Genomic DNA, 19,407 nt, shown 5'->3' on the forward strand with positions numbered 1-19,407 from the left:
AGCAATTCCACGCCCCCGCGGGGAAGGGCAGGGTACGGCTTACTCGTCCGGGTCGTACGCCAGGTTCGGCATGAGCCAGCGCTCAACCTCGCTCTTCTTCATGCCCTTACGCTTGGCGTAGTCTTCCACCTGGTCCGAGCTGATCTTGCCCACCGCGAAGTACTTGGACTCCGGATGTGCGAAGTACCACCCGGAAACCGCCGCCGCCGGGAGCATCGCGTTGCTCTCGGTGAGCTGCATGGCCGCGTTTTCCTCGGCCTGGAGCAGCCGGAACAGTTCGGGCTTCTCCGTGTGGTCAGGGCAGGCGGGGTAGCCGGCGGCCGGGCGGATGCCCTGGTAGCGTTCCTTGATGAGGTCCTCTGTTGAGAGTTGCTCATCCGTCTGGTAGCCCCAGTACTCCCTGCGTACATGCGCGTGCATGCACTCTGCGAAGGCTTCCGCGAACCGGTCCGCCAGGATCTTGACCATGATCGCACTGTAGTCGTCATTGGCCTTCTCGTATTCTTGGGCGAGCTCGTCCGCCTCCGGGCCGGCCGTGACCGCAAAGCCGCCAATGTAATCCGGGATGCCGGATTCCTTGGAGGCGATGAAGTCGGACAGCGCCATCATCGGCTTGTCCGGCGCCTTGTCGTCCTGCTGGCGCAGGTGGTGCACCTTGGTTAGGACCTTCTTGCGGGAATCATCCTCGTAGATCTCGATGTCATCCCCGACACGGTTGGCCGGCCAGAAGCCGATCACGCCACGGCACCGGATCTTGTTCTCTTCAATCAGCCAGTTGAGCATGTTCTTGGCATCGTCGAAGAGGTTGCGCGCCGTCTCGCCTTTTTCCGGATGTTCCAGGATATCCGGGTATTTGCCCGGCATGTCCCAGCTCTGGAAGAAAGGCGACCAGTCAAAGTACTGAACCAGTTCATTCAGATCGAAGTGATCGAATGTTTTCAGGCCCAGGAACTGGGGTTCGGTCGGCTGGTACTCTTCCCAATCCAGCTCCGGAGCCCGGGCGCGCGCTTTTTCGATCGGGATGATCTTGGCCTTGCGGCCCTGGTTCTTGCGGCGCTCGCGAACCTTTTCGTAGTCAGCCTGGACTTCATCGAGCAGGGCCTGTTTGCCGGTCTCGCTCACCAGCTTGGCGGCAATACCCACGCTGCGGGACGCGTCGTTGACGTAGATGACCTGATCGTTTTCGTAACTCGGGTCGATCTTGACCGCGGTGTGCGCCTTGGAGGTGGTCGCCCCACCGATCAGCAGCGGAACGTTGAAATCAAGCCGTTGCATTTCTTTGGCCACGTGCACCATCTCATCCAGCGAGGGCGTGATCAGGCCGGAGAGGCCGATTATGTCCACATCCTCTTCCTTGGCCTTCTGCAGGATCTGGTCGGCGGGGACCATAACGCCCATGTCGATCACCTCGAAGTTGTTGCACTGCAGTACAACCCCGACGATGTTCTTGCCGATGTCGTGGACGTCGCCCTTGACCGTGGCCATGAGGATCTTGCCCTTGGCCTTCTGGCCCTCGGATTTCAGTGCCTCGATGAACGGAATCAGGATGGCAACCGCCTGTTTCATGACGCGGGCGCTCTTGACCACCTGCGGCAGGAACATTTTGCCTTCGCCGAAGAGGTCGCCGACCACGTTCATGCCGTCCATCAGCGGGCCTTCGATGACCTCGATGGGGTGCTCGGCCCGCTGGCGGGCTTCCTCGGTGTCCTCGTCGATATAGGTGGTGATGCCCTTGACCAGCGCGTGTTCAAGCCGCTTTTCCACCGGCCACTCGCGCCACTCCAGGTCTTCCTTCTTCTCCTGGCCGCCCTGGCCCTTGTACTTCTCGGCGATGTCGAGTAGGCGGTCCGTGGCGTCCTCGCGGCGGTTCAGGATGACGTCCTCGACGTGCTCCTTCAGTTCCGCGTCAATGTCATCGTACACCACCAGCTGGCCGGGGTTGACGATGCCCATGTTCATGCCGGCCTTGATCGCGTGATACAGGAAGGCCGAGTGCATGGCTTCACGCACGGCATTGTTGCCCCGGAAGGAGAACGAGAGGTTGCTCACGCCGCCACTGACAGAGGCGTAGGGCAGGTTCTCGCGGATCCAGCGGGTGGCTTCGATGAAGTCAACGCCGTAGTTGTTGTGCTCTTCGATGCCCGTGCCGATGGCCAGGATGTTCGGGTCGAACACGATGTCCTGGGGCGGGAAGCCGTCATTGACCAGCAGGTCGTAGGAGCGCTTACAGATCTCGATCTTGCGCTCGGCGGTGTCCGCCTGGCCCTGTTCGTCAAAGCCCATCACGGTCACGGCTGCGCCGTAGCGGCGAACGGTGCGTGCCTTCTTCAGGAAGTCTTCCTCGCCTTCCTTGAGACTGATGGAGTTGACGATGCTCTTGCCCTGGATGCACTTGAGGCTGGCCTCAATGGCTTCCCAGCGCGAGGAGTCGACCATGATCGGCACCTTGGAGATGTCCGGCTCGGACGCCACCAGGTTCAGGAAGGTGGTCATGCACTCCTTGGCGTCGAGCATGCCCTCGTCCATGTTGATATCGATGATCTGGGCACCGTTCTCAACCTGGTCCTTGGCGACTTCCAGGGCTTCCTCGTACTGCTCCTCCTTGATGAGGCGCAGGAACTTCTTGGAGCCGGTAACGTTGGTCCGTTCGCCCACGTTGATGAAGACCACGTTGTCGTCATCGGTGAACGGCTCAAGACCGGACAGGCGCAGACGCGGCTTGCGCGTGGGCACCGTGCGCGCCTCGTACTTCTTCATGCGCTCGGCAATGGCCTCGATGTGTTCCGGCGTAGAACCACAGCAACCGCCGATGACGTTGAGGAAGCCGTCACGGGCAAAGCCTTCGACGATGTCCGCCATTTCCTCGGGTGTCTGGTCGTATTCACCGAATTCGTTGGGCAGACCGGCGTTCGGGTGCGTGGTGACGTAGAAGGGGGCCTTGTTGGCCAGTTCCTCCACGTAGGGGCGCATGGCGTCGGCACCCAGCGCGCAGTTCAGGCCGATCAGCAGCGGATTCGCGTGCTCCACCGAGTTCAGGAACGCTTCCGTGGTCTGGCCGGACAGGGTACGGCCGGAGGCGTCCGTGATGGTGCCGGAGATCATCAGCGGCACTTCCTCGCCCGAGTCGATCTCGTACTGCTGCGCCGCGTAGATGGCGGCCTTGGCGTTCAGTGTGTCGAAGATGGTTTCCAGCAGGATGATATCGACGCCACCGATGATCAGGTTTTCGATGGCCTCGTAATAATCCTCATAGAGCGCGTCGAAGCTGGTGTTGCGGTAGCCCGGATTGTTCACGTCCGGCGAGATGGAGGCCGTCTTGGAGGTCGGGCCCACGGCACCGGCCACGAAACGCGGCTTACTCGGATCTTCGGCGGTCTTGGCATCGGCGCATTCGCGTGCCAGCTGGGCCGCCTTCTGGTTCAGCTCGGGAACCAGGTCCTCCATGTGATAGTCGGACTGCGACACCCGCGTGGAGTTGAAGGTATTGGTCTCGATGATGTCGGCGCCGGCATCCATGTACTGCTTGTGGATGTCCCACAGCTTCTCGGGCTGGCTTAGGCAGAGCAGGTCGTTGTTGCCCTTGACCTCGTATTCGTAATCCTTGAACCGCTCGCCGCGATACTGTGCCTCGCTGAGCTGGAGGTTCTGGATTTCGGTACCCATGCCACCATCCAGGATGACGATGCGTTCCTGCAGCGCCTTTCGGAGCTGTTCGAGTCGAGTTTGTCGATCACTCATTGATTCAACTACCTCATTGTCAGTTATCGAATCTTGAGACAGAAAATGTGCGCCAGGCGGTCACCCTGTATGGCAGGGAGAGCGTCATCCTGAGCGTTGTCTGAAGGGGGATACTGTCCGTGTCCCTTTTGCGGGTTTTGCTTGAAGTATGCGAATGCTAACACAGAATCCGTAAAAGTCCTGATAGTTCATCAAATTTTTTTGATGTTGTGCAAGCGCCGTAATTCCTGACCCGTTTGGTTGGTCTTTTATTCGTGGGAGTGCTTCCTTACAATAGACGCATATTCGACCATCAAGAGGGGGAACGGCATTGGATACCGTCACCGTCACCGAATCAGCCCGGCGCTATCTGGGTCAGCTCGTCCAGAAACAGGACGTTGAGGGGATGGGAGTCCGGCTGTTCGTGACCCAGCCCGGAACCCGCCACGCCGAGACCTGCCTGGCATACTGCCCACCCCATGAGGTGGTGCCGTCCGATGAGCAGCTCGATATGGGCGAATTCCCGCTCTATATTGATCACAACAGCATCACCTTCCTGGAAGAGGCGGTGATCGATTTTCAGGAGGACCAGACCGGCGGTCAGCTCACCATTAAGGCGCCCAATGCCAAAATGCCTCAGGTGAGCCCGGACGCGCCGCTGTCGGAACGCCTGAATTACGTGCTGCAGGCCGAGGTCAATCCCAGTCTGGCGGCCCATGGCGGCGAGGTGTCACTGGTGGAACTGACCGACGATAATGTGGCCGTGCTGCGTTTCGGCGGCGGCTGCCAGGGCTGCGCCGCGGTGAGCCTTACCCTCAAGCAGGGCGTGGAGCGCACCCTCAAGGAACAGCTGCCGGAGATCAGCGGTATCGAGGATGTGACCGACCACAGCTACCGCGAGAACGCCTACTACTGATGGATTCAGCAGTGCCTCCCCGGCGCTGCTGCATACCGTTACGCGCCGGTTTCCGCTAGAGTGTCGCCCTGAATACGCGTTCAGGGACCGCACACGTGACCTTACCCGATCTACCTCTGACCATCTGGGCTCTTCCCCTGTTCACCGCTCTGGTCGGCTGGGCCACCAACCGCCTGGCCGTGCTGATGCTGTTCCATCCGATTGAGCCCGTCGGCAGGCCTCCATTCCTGGGCTGGCAGGGGGTGGTTCCGCGTCGGGCAGAGGAGATGGCGCACGAATGCATTGACCGGACGCTGGCGCGCAGCGGGGATCTCGCCGGTATATACCAGCGGCTGGACCCGGCGCTGATCACGGGGGAGGTGGTAAGCCGCATCATGCCCCACCTTGAGGAATATGTGGATGATGTGATGTACGAGCATCATCCGGTGCTCTGGGATAACCTGCCGCGGCGTGTCAAAGGGCGGATCTACCGCTATGTGGAGCACAACCTGCCGGAGCGGGTGGATGCCATGGTGGCGGATTTCGGTGAGGAACTCGGCGATCTGGTGGACCTCAGGGCCCTGATGAGTGAGGAACTGCGTCAGCATCCGGACTTCATGAACAATATCCTGCAGGACGCCGGCGCCTCCACCTTCCGCTTCGTGATCCGCAGCGGCGCCGTCATCGGGCTGCTGCTGGGCATTGTACTTGCCGCGGGATGGGTGTTCTGGCCTTCCAACTGGTTGCTTCTCGGGGGTGGATTCATTGTTGGCCTCCTGACCAACTGGATCGCGATCACGCTGATCTTCCGGCCGCGGGAGGCCAAGCAGTGGGGGCCTTTCCGCCTCCAGGGGCTGCTGATGCGCCGACAGCCGGAGATCAGCCACATCTGGGGCCAGCGTGTCGCCCATGAGCTTCTGACGTGTGAAAAGGTGGCCCACGCGATTGTCCACGGGGAAAAGGCCGGGCGGACACGCGCGATCATCCAGAAGCACCTGCGCCCGCTTCTGGATCAGTCCACCGTGCTGCGTGTCAGCACGCAGATGGCCGTGGGCGCCTCCGGCTATACGGAGCTCAAGAAAAGCATGAATGACCGGGCCCTGAGCGCCTCGGAAGAGGTGTTCCGGGATGATGCCTTCAACCATGACCGGGCGCGCATTGTTGCGGAACTGATCGAGGAGCGGATTGCGGGGCTGTCTCCGGAGGCGTTCCAGTCCCTGCTCCGGCCGGTATTCGCCGCTGAGGAAGGGCGGCTGATGCTGGCAGGCGGCGTCTGTGGGCTGGTGGCCGCCCTGTTGCCTGTGGTGCTGATGGGGTTCTGAGCTACCAGAAAACGGGCTGCTGGGTTGTGAGGATCTGGTCCACAAACGCGGCATGGGTCAGGGCGGTGCATCCCGGCGGCAGGGTCAGGTTCTCAGGGGATTCGGTCAGAGCCAGGATCCTGTCCGCCTGAACGCCGTCCAGCGGTTCCGGCTCCTCCAGCCGTGCCAGGGCGGCCGCTGTCAGCACCAGTGTGTCCTCGGGGCCCAGCGTCGCCAGGCACCGTTGATGGCGTGCATGGCCTGGCGTTCTTGCCAGTACGTGTACTCGCCCCGTCATGGATGCAGAATCCTTGGAACCCGTGCGTAAAGATCCTGGATCTGCCCGCGATTCACTGTGATAGCGGATTCAGGCGGTTCACTCTCCTGATCTTCCACTGCGCTTGCATCCACCATGAGCTGCTTCAGCCCCATGTCCGGAAACCGGGCCAGGGGGATTCCCCGGTGCTCCGTGGCCAGAGCAGTGACGCCTGATCCCACCAGCAGCAGGCTGGCGCGGATACCAAAGGTGCAGAGTGTGAGCAGCATGTCCAGGAACTCGCCCGCGTCTTCTCCGCGATCAAGCACAAAGAGCTGATCGGGTAGGGGGGTAGGCTCCGTCATCATTGCTCCCCCGTGAACTGGAGAATTCGGTCCGCCTCTGAGCAGGCCATGACCCACTCCCCGAGGCCGCCGGTCGACCAGCCGGTCCTCAGATGCGCGTCATCAAGGGTGCGCTGCTGCGCTGAGCCGATGCATACGGTTGCCGGAAGCGACCATGCCGTAATGAGCTGTTCCCACTGAGAGCTGTTTTCGTCCCGGGAGGGTGAAGCGGGGTCGGGGGCTGCAGCCAGGAAAACCGCGTCCCCCTGGAGGAAGACGCGGTTGATGGAATGGCCGGCACTGAGAAGAGCGGTGGCGAAACACCAGGCGGAATGGACAGCCTGGTGTTCATGGGGAGCCGCCGTGATGTGGATGGCCGCTTTCAACGCCGGATCAGTTCTCGCCAGCAAACGCCATCAGCAGGTGAAGGAGGCTGATGAAGAGGTTGTAGAGCGATACATAGAGGCCGATAGCCGCCATGATGTAGTTGCGCTCGCCGCCGTTGATGATGGCGCTGGTCTGATAGAGGATGCAGGCGGATGCAAAGAGGGTGAAGCCTGCTGAGATCGCCAGATGCAGGTTCGGCAGATTGAACAGGAACGCGATCAGCATGCCGCCCATCAGGACCAGCGCGCCGGCAAAGATGAAACCACCCAGGAAGCTGAAGTCCTTGCGGGTGATCAGGGTATAGGCGGACAGCGCCAGGAAGATGGTGGCCGTCAGCCCAAGGGCGGTGGTCACCAGGTGCCCGGCGCCGTTGGCAACAAACGCATTGAGGATCGGACCCAGTGTCATGCCCATGAAGCCGGTCAGAGCGAAGGTGGTCACCAGCCCCCAGACGCTGTTCTGCAGCTTATGGGTGGCAAACAGCAGCCCGTAGAAACCGACAAGGGTCAGGATCAGGCCCGGATGGGGCAGGTTCAGCGCCATGCTGGTTCCGGCCGTTACGGCGGAAAACGCCAGGGTCAGGCCCAGCAGCATGTAGGTGTTGCGCAGTACCGTCGTGACCTCGGTGCTCAGCCCTTCGCGGACCCCGCCCTGGGCCCGGCTCTGGGCGGCATTGGGAAAACGGTTGTCGGCCATGTGCGGAATCTCCTTGATGGACTCTTGACTTTATACCCAATCATAAAGCGTCCAGGGGCCAGTGCAAAGCCTTTCCGTATGCTTTTGGGGGCTCAACACTTTGACATGACGCCGATTTAAGGTAATATTCCGGCTGCTGTCGGTTCCGGCAGCACCTTCCCGGTGGGCTGGCAGAGTGGTCGAATGCAGCGGTCTTGAAAACCGCCGAGGGTTAACGCCCTCCCGGGGTTCGAATCCCTGGCCCACCGCCACTTTTATTTCCCTTTCCCGGCATCTCTTGTTATACCTGCGTGCACGGAGTCGTCTCGTTCCTGTCTATCGGTTCTGAATTCTGTGGGTGATCGACGCTAGTCGGCAGTTCTGCGTGTTCAGCCAGTCCTCGGATGGCAATAGGCCTAGTTTGGCTGGAGGTTACATCGAATAGCATCAGCTCGCCCTGCCTTTATTCAGGGGGCGGTGGATCGGGATATCTATATTCGGGCGGGAGCTGGAGGGTACGGGGCCGGCTTAACCGGCCCCGTGAATCGCACTTACTCGCGACCGTAGATGGCCATCTGAGTATCGGCGATGTTGAGGTTGGAGATACCAACATTACCAATGCTGGCGGTAGTGCCATCCCCGCTGCCAACGTTGACCGTGGGCATCCAGATGCTGGTGGTCAGCTCATTGATGTCCACGCGCAGGGTTTCATCCGGCGCGCCGTCAATACCCGCGGTTGTGGAGAGGGCAGGGCCCGCACCAATTTCCGCGTTGACTGTTACACCCGTGACGGCAAGCGCGTTGCGATTCAGGTCGCCTGCGTCGCCCTTGAGGTTCTCAAGCTGGTTTGCGCCCGCCATGCGGATGCTGGGGAGACTTACGGCAGCAACATCGAAGTCCGCGCCGATGTCCGCATGGAACACGTTCCGGATGCGGATTGAGCCGGAGTCTTCATTGCCGTTGGCAATCTGGTTGTTTACCCGTGCGGTGATATCCAGCCGACTGACCCAGAAGTCCGCCGTGAAGTCCGAGATCAGCGTTGCTGAGCTGTCATCATCACTTGAGGCGATCCCGAGGCTGTCAATGTCAACACCAGCCTCAACCGGCGTGGGCTCATTACCCAGGTTCCGCACCGAAATATAGGCATCGCCATCCTCTACGGGACCAGCCGGATAACCATAGGCCGAACGACCGAGCTCGCCGTTTTCCGTGATCAGGTCAACATTGACGTCGATATCAAGTGATTCCCCGTCGTCATGACCGCCGATACGGATACCGTCCATGAGTACGGAGCCGGTGTCCGCATCCGCTGTGCTTTGGCTGTATTCCACCTGATCGATGGTTGCAGCGGTCGACAGCTCGATGGTCACACCCTGCTGACCGGTGACATTCCCCATGTCCTGGTCGTTCATGGGCTGCAGGTCAGCGGATGCCGCCATCGGCAGGGAAGCGACTGAAAGGGCCAACAGGCTTTTCTTCATTGTCATCATTGTGATTTCTCCTCTTTGTTGTTTGGGCGACCCACCCTTGGCGGGCCACCCCTTCTGTTTCCCCGTTACTCCTCGAAACGGGGCGACAGTTCAAGCTCAATGGTGTTGCCCGGACCTTCGAAGAACTTGTTGAGGACGCCGGTCAGCAGACCGCAGTTCTCAAGTTCGGGGGCAACATAGGTACCAGTGACGGTGCCGCCCTGGAGCGGATCAAACTCTTCGCCTTCCGGAGTCGAGAGGTTGATGGTGGCCGGCTCCACGGTCTGGCAGGAGTTGCCGCCGCCGATCCGGATACCATCAGAACCGAAGCCGAAGCCGATGATGGAAATCCGTGCCTCGGGAATCTTGATCATCAGGTCGCTCTCAGCAGTCAGCTGGCCGGTTTCAAGGTCAAGGGAACCAGTGGTTTCACCAACCGGTTCAAACTCGATGTCGGCGCGGCCCTGAATCTTGTGGAACAGCTGGGAGATCTGGAACTGGGCCTGGGTTGGATCGAGCTGCAGATCCGCAGTGAAATCACCGGTTTCCAGGTTGATCTCGCTGTCGATCTGACCGTTCAGCGGCACGTCGGCGTCGTTCGCCGCGACATTGGTGAAGCCTTCCAGATCAAAGGTAACGTCGACAGGTTCGGTACCACCGTTGCCGTTATCGCCGTCCCCGTTGTCACCGTCGCCGTTATCGCCATCGTCACCGCCGCTGGTGTCTTCGGCTGAGCCGGACAGCGTTACAGTCTCCGGAGAGCTCTCAAGGTTGGTCGCAATCTCAAGGTTTGCGCTGTAGTCATCCACCTGTGTGGGCTGGAATGTAGCGGTAACTGTGCAGGACTGCTCCGGAGAAAGCCCGCTCGGGCAATCATTGGTCTGGGTGAAGACCCCGTCGGGGTTGTTGCCAATGCTCAGACCATTGATTTCAAGGTTTGCCTCACCAGTGTTGGTCAGATCCAATGTCTGTTCAGCACTGTTGGTATCGGCAAGATCAATGGTGCCGAAATCGACCTCCTCGGAGCTGAGCTCGAGCGCCGGCTCGGGCTGTTCGGTCGCCTCGGCATTCAGGTCAACCACCTTGGGCGAGTCCTCGGCATCCGGATCAGTGGAGTCGACCTCGACACTGGCACTGTAGGTGCCCGGCTCACTTGCCTGGAAATTCACATCCACGGAGCAGCTCTGACCCGGCTCAAGCGTGGTGCAGTCGTTGCTCTGTGTGAACAGGTCGGCATTGGCACCGGCGATGGTCACACTGTTGATGTTCAGTGCCTCGCCGCCGTCGTTGCCCACGGTAATGCTGCCGTTGAGCGGGCTGCCGGCCATGGCACCGCCAAGATCCAGGGATTGCGGATCAACCGTGATATTGGCTGGCTGGGTCTGGTCCGGCACCACCTCAAAGGTGTGCAGCACCATGTCCTCCATGTTGCCCACAAGGGTGCAGTCGGAGGTGAATTCACCCACCGGATCGTTGGCAATGTTCCCGTTTGTATCGCGTACAACCTGGTCAAGTTGCAGGTCGCCAACGGTAATGGTGGCCTGGCCAGGGTTGTCGAAGGTGAGCGGATCAACGGTCGCGCTGGAATCCACTGTGAAGGAACCGCTCTCGCCGGGGATAGGCTGTTGCGGAATCTCCAGGGTTACCGAAAGCGGCTGATCACTTTCTGGAAGCGCAATGTTGTTCTCAGCGGTCGCGGTGCCTTCGAGACTGCGACCCCCGACGGCATAGAGCCCCTGACGGGCGGTGTTGTTGATGGTGGTCACCGCGTTGATGTTCAACTCGCCGGTTGATTCGCCGACGGTCACCTCTGCGGGCAGGTCGGCGCTGATCTCGGACACCAGGGGCTGCTCACCGATTATGGGCAGCGGGCAGGTGTGCTCAACGGTCAGCGAGACCTCTTCCGCGTTGACTGTGGTTGCGCCCGTTGCAAGCAGCGCCGTAACGGCACTGCCGAGCAGCAGGCGCCCGGTCTTGCTTGTAGGCTTTTCGGTTATGGCGTTCATCAACGTCATCCTCATTGTTTGTTGTATTCATGATGCCGGGACCGAATGGCGCATCCTGGAGCGGTCCCGGTATCCCCAACATTCGCGTGCCTGGCGGTCTGTAGTCATTGCTCAAAGAGGAAACAGGATTGTTAAAATCGGTTATTAGGGGAAGGACTTCTCGAATTCGTGATGAACTTCAATAACAGGCTGTGAAAACAGAATGAACTGCTGTTCATCTCCAGGTGCGCAAGAGCCTGTGATTCAGGAAGCGCCCCTTGTGACTGTGACTATAGGGGCGGTGATCAGATGCGGCGACGGCTCTGGCCCGGCGTGCGACCGGTCCAAGAGCGGTAGGCGCGGGTGAAACTGGCCTGGTCGCTGAAGCCGAGCTTATAGGCGATGGTGCTCAATGGCATCCGCGTGTCGCCCAGATAACGATCGGCGTAGTGACAGCGGATCTCGTTGCGCAGGTCCCGGAAAGAGCAGTCTTCGGCCTGCAGATGGCGTCTCAGTGAACGGGGGGTCATCTGGAGGTTCTGTGCAACGCGCTCCAGGGTGCAGTTCAGGCCGGGATCATCGAGGATCTGGCGGCGTACCCTCTCAGTGATGCTGGTGTTGTCGTCGGATGCTTTGAGGTCCTGGCGTGATCGATGGCGGGCCAGGAACGAAGACAGCTCCTGACCGAGATTGGCTGCCGTATGCTGGGCCGGATGCAGCGTGGCGCAGGCCGCTGGGGCATTGAAGCGGATGACCGCTTTGGGGGCCACCTGCTGCCAGTCCTCGGTGGTGAGCGCCGTTGGTGTATCGAACTCAAGCAGCATGTCTCTGCATATGTGGCGTGACAGTTCATAGATGCTGCCCATGTAGATCCGGATCATGAACGACCGCATATTGCCCAGATCCCAGATGTCATGGAGTCCTATCTGTACGGTCTCATCCTTCAGTGTCAGGCGCAGGTCATGGATCGGCAGGCAGACCCGCTCATACTCGATGATCATCTCCACAAGGCGGAAATAGTCCTTCTGCCAGAGCAAAGCCGCGCCAACCAGGCCGTGCGCATTGATGTCGAGCTGTTTGCCGAACTCGAAAGGGATACGCTCATCCTCCGATAGTTCACTGGCATGCCGGAGAAGTATGAGCAGCTCATTCATGGTCATGCCTTCCTCGCTGGTTTCCAGCTCGGAGGCGTCCAGCCCGGTGCCCTCCAGAAGAGCCGGACGGCGGATACCGTACTGTTCCATAAAGCGCAGGAAGTGGGTTACGTACCGCGTGGGCAGTATGGGGACATCGTAGGCTTGTGCATCCTGAACTGAGCGGGTCGGTACATCCATGCAGGGAGCCCTCCGGATTACTTCTTTCGAGACATTGTAATTGTTTGGCAAACCTATGGAATTGGCCGGTTATTCGTTAATCAATGTCAGATTGACGAATCGAGGTCCGGCATACAGCTGTGGGTACTATTGCCGAGGCAGGTGTGCGTGCCAAGCGACTTGACCGAAAATGAGAAAGAATGGCCGATTTGACCATAACGGCCATTCAGGAATGTGAACTGTTTAACTCAGGTTCCGCAGAAGGTCCTTGCGACCTGTTCCTGCGGCGTGGGCGGGTGCCGGTACGCGGAGGTGTCGGCTGTGGCTGAGAAGGGGGATTCCAGTGCCGCCATGAGATCATGGAAATGTCGCAGATCCCCCTGCTGCGCGGCGCTGACGGCCGCCTCTACCTGATGGTTGCGTGGGATGATGGCAGGGTTTGTCTGCCACATCACTTCAGGGGCGTCGAGCAGTGCCACCCAGCGGGCGTTCCAGTCCCGGGCCTGTTGCGTATCCGCAAACAGGGTGGTTGCCGCTTCTTTTGCGCGGCCCTGACTGGCGAGCCGGGTCAGCTCACGAAAGCAGGCAGTGAAGTCATTGCCGGTCTGCTGCATCAGCCCCAGGAGCTCATGCACTACTGGTTCATTTTCCTGCGTCAGGCTGCTGATGCCGAGCTTGCGCCCGAACCGTTCACGCCAGGTTGTGCTGTAATGTTCTCGGTATTCGGTAAGGATGGCTTTTGCTGTTTCGACAGTCTCTTCTTTGTCGCCGTCAAACAGCGGCAGCAGGCATTCGGCAAGGCGCGCCAGGTTCCAGTACCCAATCTCCGGCTGGTTGCTGTACGCATAGCGCCCCATGGCATCGATGGAGCTGAAGACGGTATTGGCGTGGTATTGGTCCATGAACGCGCAGGGGCCGTAGTCGATGGTTTCACCGCTGATGGCCATGTTATCCGTGTTCATGACGCCGTGGATGAACCCAATGCTCATCCAGTCCGCAATCAGTTCGGCCTGGCGGTGTGCGACCGCCCGGAAAAATGCCTGATAGGGCTGATCCTCGAACATTAGCGAAGGGTAGTGCCGGGAAATGGCGTAATCGGCCAGGGTGCGGATGGCATCGGTATCCTGCCGGTAGGCGAAGTATTCAAAGGTGCCCACCCGGATATGGCTGGCGGCCACCCGGGTCAGTACCGCACCAGGCTCAGGGCGCTCACGCATGACCGCATTGCCCGTGGTGACAGCCGCGAGCGCCCGTGTCGTGGGAATACCCAGTGTGTGCATGGCTTCGCTGATGATGTATTCGCGGATCACCGGGCCTATGGGAGCCCGCCCATCACCGCCGCGGGAGAATTCGGTACGCCCTGCGCCCTTGAGCTGGATATCACGACGCTTCTGGTGCTGGTCGATGACCTCACCGATCAGAACAGCGCGGCCATCTCCCAGCTGGGGAACGAAATTGCCGAACTGATGGCCGGCGTAGGCGAGGGCGATGGGCTCGGCGTTCTCTGGCAGGCTGTTACCTGAGAAAACCGCGGCGAGTTCGTGCTCATCGGACTCATTCACGTCAATGCCCAGCTCCTCGGCGAGCGGGCTGTTGAAACGGATCAGCTCCGGGTCGGGAGCCTGGGCCGGCTGTGCAGACCGGTGGAAGTGTTCGGGAAGCCGTGCATAGCTGTTGTCAAAAGGGAAAGGGGGTAGGGACATGCAATCCTCTGGCGGTTGAACACATTATCCATTCTAGATGCGGGGAACTACGTTTTGCATTCGGGATCGGACTTATTGGCGTGTCCAGCTTGACAGAAGCACGTCACAATCCCGATAATTCGCTCCCGTTGCGGCAAGGCCGCTTCCCAGCCCTGATTTTCGGCGTGTGGCGCAGTTTGGTAGCGCACTTCCTTCGGGAGGAAGGGGTCGCAGGTTCGAATCCTGCCACGCCGACCATTTTATCCCCTCAGAAACAGTCAGTTAGCAGGCACAGCTATCCGTGCTGTCCCATCGTTATCCCGTTTTGTCGGATTAACGTTGCGGTGCTACGGGATGCTTGTTGCGTCACCCTGTTCGCGCTAGTCTCCGGGGGTGGTTGCAGACTGCAATCACTGGTTCCCGCGGATGTCCCCTTGAGTACAGGGCTGTCCCGGTTGGCCGGAGCGCTTCCCAGGAAGCGCCGGCAGTGGCCGAAGTGCCGGAAGGTGGTGAAGGGAGTTGAGGAACCGACTCACTCATACTCCATGATCAGGGAAGGAACGCCATGACCCATCATCACGGTCTGCAGCCTCTGAGAGGGCTGTCAGAGCACTGCCAAGCCCCCAATCAACCCATCAGTGAAGACCGCTTCGGGCGCCTGTTTCCCGAACTGCCGGGTGCCTACACGGATCCCGGTGTCCTGGAACGGCTCGGCCCCGCCGGCGGTCCCATGGATGCTGGAAGTTCGCCCGCGCGGACCCGGTCCGTTCCGGTTGGAATGGTGATTTTCGGTCAGTTCATTGACCACGACATCACTCTCGACACGGAATCGAGCTTCGACAGCGTCAATCGGGCTGCCGCAATCGAAAACACGCGCTCGCCCACACTCGACCTTGATTCCATCTACGGCGCCGGGCCGGAGGTCCAGCCCTACCTGTACCATCAGGGTCCCCAGTCCGATCCGTTCCTCAACGCCAAGCTGGTAACCGGCGCCGATAGTGCCGGTGGGGATCCCCTAAAGGCGGATGACCTGGCCCGGGTGGCCTCGGGGGCGGCGACCATCGGCGATCCGAGGAACGACGAGAACCGCATCATCAGCCAGATGCAGCTTGCCTTCATCCGTTTCCACAACCAGCAGTGTGATGCCCTGCATGCGTCCAGACCGGAACTCGTGCATGAGTCGCTGCTGGCGGAAGCGCGTCAGTCCATTGTCTGGCACTACCAGTGGGCGGTCGTGAACGAGTTTCTGCCGCTCATGTGCGGCGAGCCCGTGGTGGCGGATATCCTGGCCCATGGACGCCGGTTCTATCGTTGCGGTGCCCCCTATATCCCGGTGGAATTCGCCGTGGCCGCCTACCGCTTCGGGCACTCCATGGTGCCCATGACGATCCAGACCCAGAAAGGCGGGACCGCGTTCGAGTTCTTCGGCACTGTCCTCGGCGGCGGATTTTCGCCCCTGGCGGATCAGCGGGCGATCGTCGACTGGCATGAGCTTTTCGACACGCCCGAGGGGCGCCATGTCCAGCGGTCGGACCAGCTCAACGCCACCATGGCGCCGGAACTCCTGGAACTGCCGTTCGTTCCCGCTGGCGGCGTGCGCTCCCTGGCAACCCGCAACCTGCTCCGGGGCAACAGCTTCAGGCTACCGGCCGGCGAGGCTGTGGCGCGGACCATGGAACGCCCCGAGTCCGAGATCGAGCATGTGATGGCCAAGGTCCGTGAGCGCTCAAATGATGCGATCACCGAGGGCGCACCGCTCTGGTTCTATGTGCTGATGGAGGCGGAAGTGATCGGGCGCGCTCGCTCTGGCGGGCAGGCTGACGCGGGAGAGGGGCTTGGCCCGGTGGGAGCGCGAATTGTTGCAGAGGTGCTGATTGGCCTCATCGAGCTCGATCCGCGGAGTTATCTCGGTTCGAACCGCAACTGGCGGCCGGATCCGGCCTATGACACCGTCGGAAAGATGCTTGCCTCGGTTAACTCGGCAGCGCTCTAGCCAAGCGGATCAAGGGGCAGGCCCTGGCCTGCCCCTTGACCATCAGCCTTCCAGCTCGACGCCCAGGTTCTTGCCCACACGCTGTATGAAGTTGCCGGACGCCACCACAAAGGTGATCTCTGCTATTGCCTGATTGGAAAAATGCGCTTTCAGGTCGTTCATGGCCTCATCGGAAGCTTTGACGTCCCGGGTTGTCTCATAGGCGAAGCGGATGACCGCCCGCTCCGGTTCCGAGAATTCACCGCTGTCGAAACCGTCTTCACCGAGATCCTCAATCTGCATGTCCAGTAGTCCGGCCTGGCGTGCTGCCGGCACGTGATGACCCTGGCAATAGTCACACCCATTGAAGCGCGCCACGGTCAGGTAGGCGATCTCGCGTATACGGTTGGTGATCGACAGCTGCCCGAAGTAGATGTCGAGCAGTGTGCCGATGCCCTGGGTGGCGGGGCCTGAATGGCCAAGCAGCTTGACCACGTTGGGAACCATGCCCATGCCCTTTTCCATCTGTTGATAGACTGGCGTGGCGCCTTGCGCTTCCTGGCCTTTTTCGGCGTAGGGGATGCGAGCCATTGGTTTTTCCTTCTCGTGAAGTTGATTTTCCTCAAAAGGTGAAGCCGGATTATGGTGGTAGCGTCCCGCTTTGCCTGCCGGAGTCGATAACCTTTCATGCCAACAGGACCCAGCCCACTCTCGCCGCTGCGGATATCGCTGATCTATCTGACGGTCAGTGTGCTCTGGGTGCTCTTCTCGGACTGGGTAATGGTTCTGCTCATGCCGGAGGCAACGGGCGAAACACTTACCCTTGCCCAGACCCTGAAGGGCTGGTTTTTCATTGCCGGCTCGGCTGTGCTGATAGGTTATCTGATCCGGCAGCTTGTTCGCGACCTGAGCCAGGTACAGTCTGAGCTGCGGCTGCGCGATGCGGTCATTTCGCAGACCCACAACGGTGTCATCATTGCGGACGAAGACCAGACCATTCTCTATGTGTATGAGGCGTTCACGCGGATCACCGGATTCAGCGCCAATTATGCGGTGGGGCGGACACCACGCATCCTCAATTCGGGATTCCACGAGGGGGATTTCTACCGGAAGCTCTGGAGTAAGCTCGAGAGCGAGGGCGTCTGGCAGGGCGAAATAGTGAACCGAAAAGCGGATGGCAGTCTCTTCACGGAGTGGATCACGATTACCCGGGTGGCGGATCCGTCGCTGGATAAGGTCCATTACGTCAGCGTTCTCAGCGATATCAGTGAACAGAAGGCGGGGCAGGAACGGCTTCGGTACATGGCCTATTATGACCCGCTTACTGAGCTTCCGAACCGGGCCTTCTCCCACGAGGAACTCCGCCGCTTGCTGAAAAGGGCCGCGGACTCGGACTACCGCCTCTGCGTTATGTTTGTGGACCTCGACAATTTCAAGGTCATCAACGAGAGCCTGGGCCACGAGGCCGGTGACCAGCTGCTGCGGGAGGTGGCAGTGAGGCTGCGTCGGGTACTCGGGGGGGAAGGATTTATAGGGCGCTTTGCCGGAGACCTGTTTGTGATCTGCTCCTGGGTGCAACCGGTTGAGCGTTCAGGCGTGCTGGCCAGGTCAGTCCTGACGTGTTTTGACCAGAACTTCCACCTTGAGCCACACCGTGATATGTCGGTACGTGCCAGCATCGGCATTGCACTGAGCCGTGGTAACGAAACAGGTGCGGATGAGGAGATCAGCTTTCTGTTCAGCTGCGCGGATTCCGCGCTCAATGAGGCCAAGCGACGGGGCAGGAACACCTACGCATTCTATACCCAGGCTCTGACCGAGGGATCCACCCGCAGGCTGGAACTGGAACAGGCCTTGAAGGAGGCCATCGACGGCAATCAACTGGTGGTTTTCTATCAGCCTGTATTCGATGTGGAAACCGGGCACTGCGTTGGCGCCGAGGCGCTGGTGCGATGGGATCATCCGGAACGGGGAATGATCAGTCCGGGCACATTCATCCCTCTGGCCGAGGACACCGGGCTCATACTTCCCCTGGGTCGCTGGGTGATGGACGAGGTCGCTGGCCAGGTTCGTGCCTGGCTGGATCAGGGGCTGGATCCGGGAAGGATTTCGTTCAACGTATCCAGCCAGCAGCTGCATAACGCGCCCTTCGTGGAGCAGCTCAAGGAGACACTCCAGACCACGCGGGTGCCTGCCGGACTTCTGGAAGTGGAGCTTACAGAAAGTGGTCTGATGGCGGAAGAAACCATCGGGCTCCTGAAGCGCATCAGGAGCACTGGTGTTGATATCGCGATTGATGATTTTGGCACCGGCTACTCATCGCTGGCCTACCTGCGGCGCTTCCCCGTGGAGAAGCTCAAGATTGACCGGGGGTTTGTCGAGGGCGTGGAGGATTCCCCGGAAGCCCGTTCCATTGTCGAAGGGGTGGTGGCAATGGCCCGGGCGCTTGGGCTCCGCACCCAGGCGGAAGGTGTTGAGACCATGGAACAGCTTACTGTACTCAGTACATTGGGTGCGGAGTTCTATCAGGGGTTCCTGCGTGGCCGGCCTGTACCCGCTGAGACCTACGTGCAGCAGTGGCTGACGACGGATGCCGGGTCTGCCGCTTCAGACGGCGTCTGACTGCCTTTGCGGCGTTGGTCCGGGGCCGGTTTTATGGAATTCCCTGAACAGAGCCCTGCCGAGACTCCGGAAATAGTGCCCGAAAGCCAGGTTGATGGCGGTTCTCTGTGGTTCCTGCGGATAGAGCCCGGCGCGTGCCTCGTCCGACTGGCGGGTCCCCCGGACCAGGAGGGGGCTGTTGACCGGCGCGTCCTGCACAAAGGCCTCGAAGGCACGCGCGCCCATTTCCTCGGGGCGGCTGTAGTAATAGGTTCCGAGCTGCCCATCCATGCGTGCCGACGCCCTGAAGAGCGCGCTGGGCTCGCTGCCGTCCTCGCTGACCAGTATGGCCCTGAAGCACCGGAAGAGCAGGGCATTCAGCGGGTGCGCTACCGGTTGAAGTTCCTTCAGCCAGGCAGCGCTGGCAAAGCAGTCCGGTGGCGCGTTCGTGAAGGCGTGGGTCGCCAGGTAATGGTCGAGAGCGTGGAACCATTCGTGGGCCAGGCTGCCGGCCCCGGCGTTCTTGGCCAGTGACAGACTGCGTTTGGCAGGTGTGTAGTGCGCCGAGACGCCGCGCTGACCGCCGATTCCGTATTCAAGTGACAGACTGCCACGCAGTGAGACGAGTGATTCCGGACCGCCGAGGATGGTCTTGAGGTCTTCCAGGGCGCCGGCAAAACGATGGGCGGCCCGCTGTTGTTCATCGGCGGTCACCCAGTTGCCAATGCCGATGCTGCGGAATTCGTACTGACGCCGGATTGCTGCAAAGCCGCTGTTGCCCATGCGTATACTCTAAAGCGGCAGGGGCCG

The 19,407-nt window shown here is 60.4% G+C and carries 15 protein-coding genes and 2 tRNA genes; 6 read left to right on the forward strand and 11 right to left on the reverse strand.

From position 1 onward, the window contains the following. Positions 1-39: 39 nt before the first annotated feature. Positions 40-3,738, reverse strand: coding sequence for a methionine synthase (metH, locus tag H4I92_RS14760; protein WP_077531301.1), 3,699 nt, complete (start codon positions 3,736-3,738; stop codon positions 40-42). Between the two features lie 310 nt (positions 3,739-4,048). On the opposite strand from metH, the gene nfuA reads away from it, so the two are divergent. Further along, positions 4,049-4,633, forward strand: a complete 585-nt coding sequence (gene nfuA, locus H4I92_RS14765) for a Fe-S biogenesis protein NfuA (RefSeq protein WP_077531302.1) — start codon at positions 4,049-4,051, stop codon at positions 4,631-4,633. 95 nt (positions 4,634-4,728) lie between these two features. Next, positions 4,729-5,934, forward strand: a complete 1,206-nt coding sequence (locus H4I92_RS14770) for a DUF445 domain-containing protein (protein WP_218668230.1) — start codon at positions 4,729-4,731, stop codon at positions 5,932-5,934. A 1-nt stretch (position 5,935) separates the two neighbouring features. Here the strand turns inward: H4I92_RS14770 and H4I92_RS14775 are convergent, their stop codons facing one another. Genes H4I92_RS14775 through H4I92_RS14790 form a run of 4 tightly spaced genes read right to left on the reverse strand, consistent with a single transcriptional unit; the run spans position 5,936 to position 7,596 of the window. Next, a complete protein-coding gene (locus H4I92_RS14775) occupies positions 5,936-6,211 on the reverse strand; it encodes a hypothetical protein (protein ID WP_077531303.1) in 276 nt (91 codons plus the stop codon). Then, entirely contained in the window at positions 6,208-6,534 is a 327-nt protein-coding gene (locus H4I92_RS14780; protein WP_143512718.1) for a hypothetical protein, read from the reverse strand. Before H4I92_RS14780 ends, H4I92_RS14775 begins: the two co-directional genes overlap by 4 nt. Continuing rightward, complete coding sequence (locus H4I92_RS14785) at positions 6,534-6,923, reverse strand: DsrE/DsrF/TusD sulfur relay family protein (protein WP_077531305.1); 390 nt, start codon at positions 6,921-6,923, stop codon at positions 6,534-6,536. The genes H4I92_RS14780 and H4I92_RS14785 overlap by 1 nt, the downstream gene beginning before the upstream one ends. Continuing rightward, positions 6,907-7,596, reverse strand: coding sequence for a Bax inhibitor-1/YccA family protein (locus H4I92_RS14790; RefSeq protein WP_077531306.1), 690 nt, complete (start codon positions 7,594-7,596; stop codon positions 6,907-6,909). The genes H4I92_RS14785 and H4I92_RS14790 overlap by 17 nt, the downstream gene beginning before the upstream one ends. Before the next feature lie 161 nt (positions 7,597-7,757). Between H4I92_RS14790 and H4I92_RS14795 the strand changes: the two genes are divergently transcribed. After that, positions 7,758-7,847: transfer RNA gene (locus H4I92_RS14795), tRNA-Ser, on the forward strand. A gap of 279 nt (positions 7,848-8,126) precedes the next feature. Here H4I92_RS14795 and H4I92_RS14800 read toward each other — a convergent pair. The 4 genes from H4I92_RS14800 to H4I92_RS14815 all read right to left on the reverse strand — a co-directional run bounded on the left by H4I92_RS14800 (position 8,127) and on the right by H4I92_RS14815 (position 14,045). Then, positions 8,127-9,065, reverse strand: coding sequence for a DUF6160 family protein (locus H4I92_RS14800; RefSeq protein WP_077531307.1), 939 nt, complete (start codon positions 9,063-9,065; stop codon positions 8,127-8,129). 65 nt (positions 9,066-9,130) lie between these two features. After that, on the reverse strand, positions 9,131-11,050 hold the full coding sequence (locus tag H4I92_RS14805) for a choice-of-anchor D domain-containing protein (RefSeq protein ID WP_179105728.1): 1,920 nt from the start codon (positions 11,048-11,050) through the stop codon (positions 9,131-9,133). A gap of 284 nt (positions 11,051-11,334) precedes the next feature. Next, positions 11,335-12,363 carry a helix-turn-helix transcriptional regulator gene (locus H4I92_RS14810; RefSeq protein WP_077531309.1) on the reverse strand — a complete coding sequence of 343 codons (1,029 nt, stop codon included), beginning with the start codon at positions 12,361-12,363 and terminating at the stop codon, positions 11,335-11,337. A 227-nt stretch (positions 12,364-12,590) separates the two neighbouring features. Next, entirely contained in the window at positions 12,591-14,045 is a 1,455-nt protein-coding gene (locus tag H4I92_RS14815; protein WP_077531310.1) for a protein adenylyltransferase SelO, read from the reverse strand. Between the two features lie 160 nt (positions 14,046-14,205). Here H4I92_RS14815 and H4I92_RS14820 point away from each other — a divergent pair. Together H4I92_RS14820 and H4I92_RS14825 are read left to right on the forward strand one after the other, a co-directional pair. Then, positions 14,206-14,282 (forward strand) — tRNA-Pro (locus H4I92_RS14820). Between the two features lie 307 nt (positions 14,283-14,589). Then, positions 14,590-16,017: a peroxidase family protein gene (locus tag H4I92_RS14825; RefSeq protein WP_077531311.1), complete on the forward strand. Its 1,428-nt coding sequence runs from the start codon at positions 14,590-14,592 to the stop codon at positions 16,015-16,017. Positions 16,018-16,059: 42 nt separating this feature from the next. Here the strand turns inward: H4I92_RS14825 and H4I92_RS14830 are convergent, their stop codons facing one another. Further along, the gene (locus H4I92_RS14830; RefSeq protein WP_077531312.1) at positions 16,060-16,587 is read right to left on the reverse strand and encodes a carboxymuconolactone decarboxylase family protein; all 528 of its coding nucleotides are present in this window, start codon (positions 16,585-16,587) and stop codon (positions 16,060-16,062) included. A gap of 96 nt (positions 16,588-16,683) precedes the next feature. On the opposite strand from H4I92_RS14830, the gene H4I92_RS14835 reads away from it, so the two are divergent. Continuing rightward, entirely contained in the window at positions 16,684-18,618 is a 1,935-nt protein-coding gene (locus H4I92_RS14835; protein ID WP_077531313.1) for a putative bifunctional diguanylate cyclase/phosphodiesterase, read from the forward strand. Here the strand turns inward: H4I92_RS14835 and H4I92_RS14840 are convergent. Then, on the reverse strand, positions 18,604-19,380 hold the full coding sequence (locus H4I92_RS14840; protein ID WP_077531314.1) for a CLCA_X family protein: 777 nt from the start codon (positions 19,378-19,380) through the stop codon (positions 18,604-18,606). The genes H4I92_RS14835 and H4I92_RS14840 overlap by 15 nt on opposite strands. Positions 19,381-19,407 lie beyond the last annotated feature (27 nt).

Source organism: Vreelandella halophila, assembly GCF_019903425.1.
GTDB classification, from domain to species: domain Bacteria; phylum Pseudomonadota; class Gammaproteobacteria; order Pseudomonadales; family Oleiphilaceae; genus Halospina; species Halospina halophila.

Coding starts and splice junctions, on each gene's coding strand:
- H4I92_RS14830 (WP_077531312.1), bottom strand. CDS start 16,587: ATGGCTCGCATCCCCTACGCCGAAAAAGGCCAGGAAGCGCAAGGCGCC.
- H4I92_RS14775 (WP_077531303.1), bottom strand. CDS start 6,211: ATGACGGGGCGAGTACACGTACTGGCAAGAACGCCAGGCCATGCACGC.
- H4I92_RS14810 (WP_077531309.1), bottom strand. CDS start 12,363: ATGGATGTACCGACCCGCTCAGTTCAGGATGCACAAGCCTACGATGTC.
- H4I92_RS14790 (WP_077531306.1), bottom strand. CDS start 7,596: ATGGCCGACAACCGTTTTCCCAATGCCGCCCAGAGCCGGGCCCAGGGC.
- metH (WP_077531301.1), bottom strand. CDS start 3,738: ATGAGTGATCGACAAACTCGACTCGAACAGCTCCGAAAGGCGCTGCAG.
- H4I92_RS14835 (WP_077531313.1), top strand. CDS start 16,684: ATGCCAACAGGACCCAGCCCACTCTCGCCGCTGCGGATATCGCTGATC.
- H4I92_RS14815 (WP_077531310.1), bottom strand. CDS start 14,045: ATGTCCCTACCCCCTTTCCCTTTTGACAACAGCTATGCACGGCTTCCC.
- H4I92_RS14800 (WP_077531307.1), bottom strand. CDS start 9,065: ATGATGACAATGAAGAAAAGCCTGTTGGCCCTTTCAGTCGCTTCCCTG.
- H4I92_RS14825 (WP_077531311.1), top strand. CDS start 14,590: ATGACCCATCATCACGGTCTGCAGCCTCTGAGAGGGCTGTCAGAGCAC.
- H4I92_RS14840 (WP_077531314.1), bottom strand. CDS start 19,380: ATGGGCAACAGCGGCTTTGCAGCAATCCGGCGTCAGTACGAATTCCGC.
- H4I92_RS14805 (WP_179105728.1), bottom strand. CDS start 11,050: ATGAACGCCATAACCGAAAAGCCTACAAGCAAGACCGGGCGCCTGCTG.
- H4I92_RS14780 (WP_143512718.1), bottom strand. CDS start 6,534: ATGACGGAGCCTACCCCCCTACCCGATCAGCTCTTTGTGCTTGATCGC.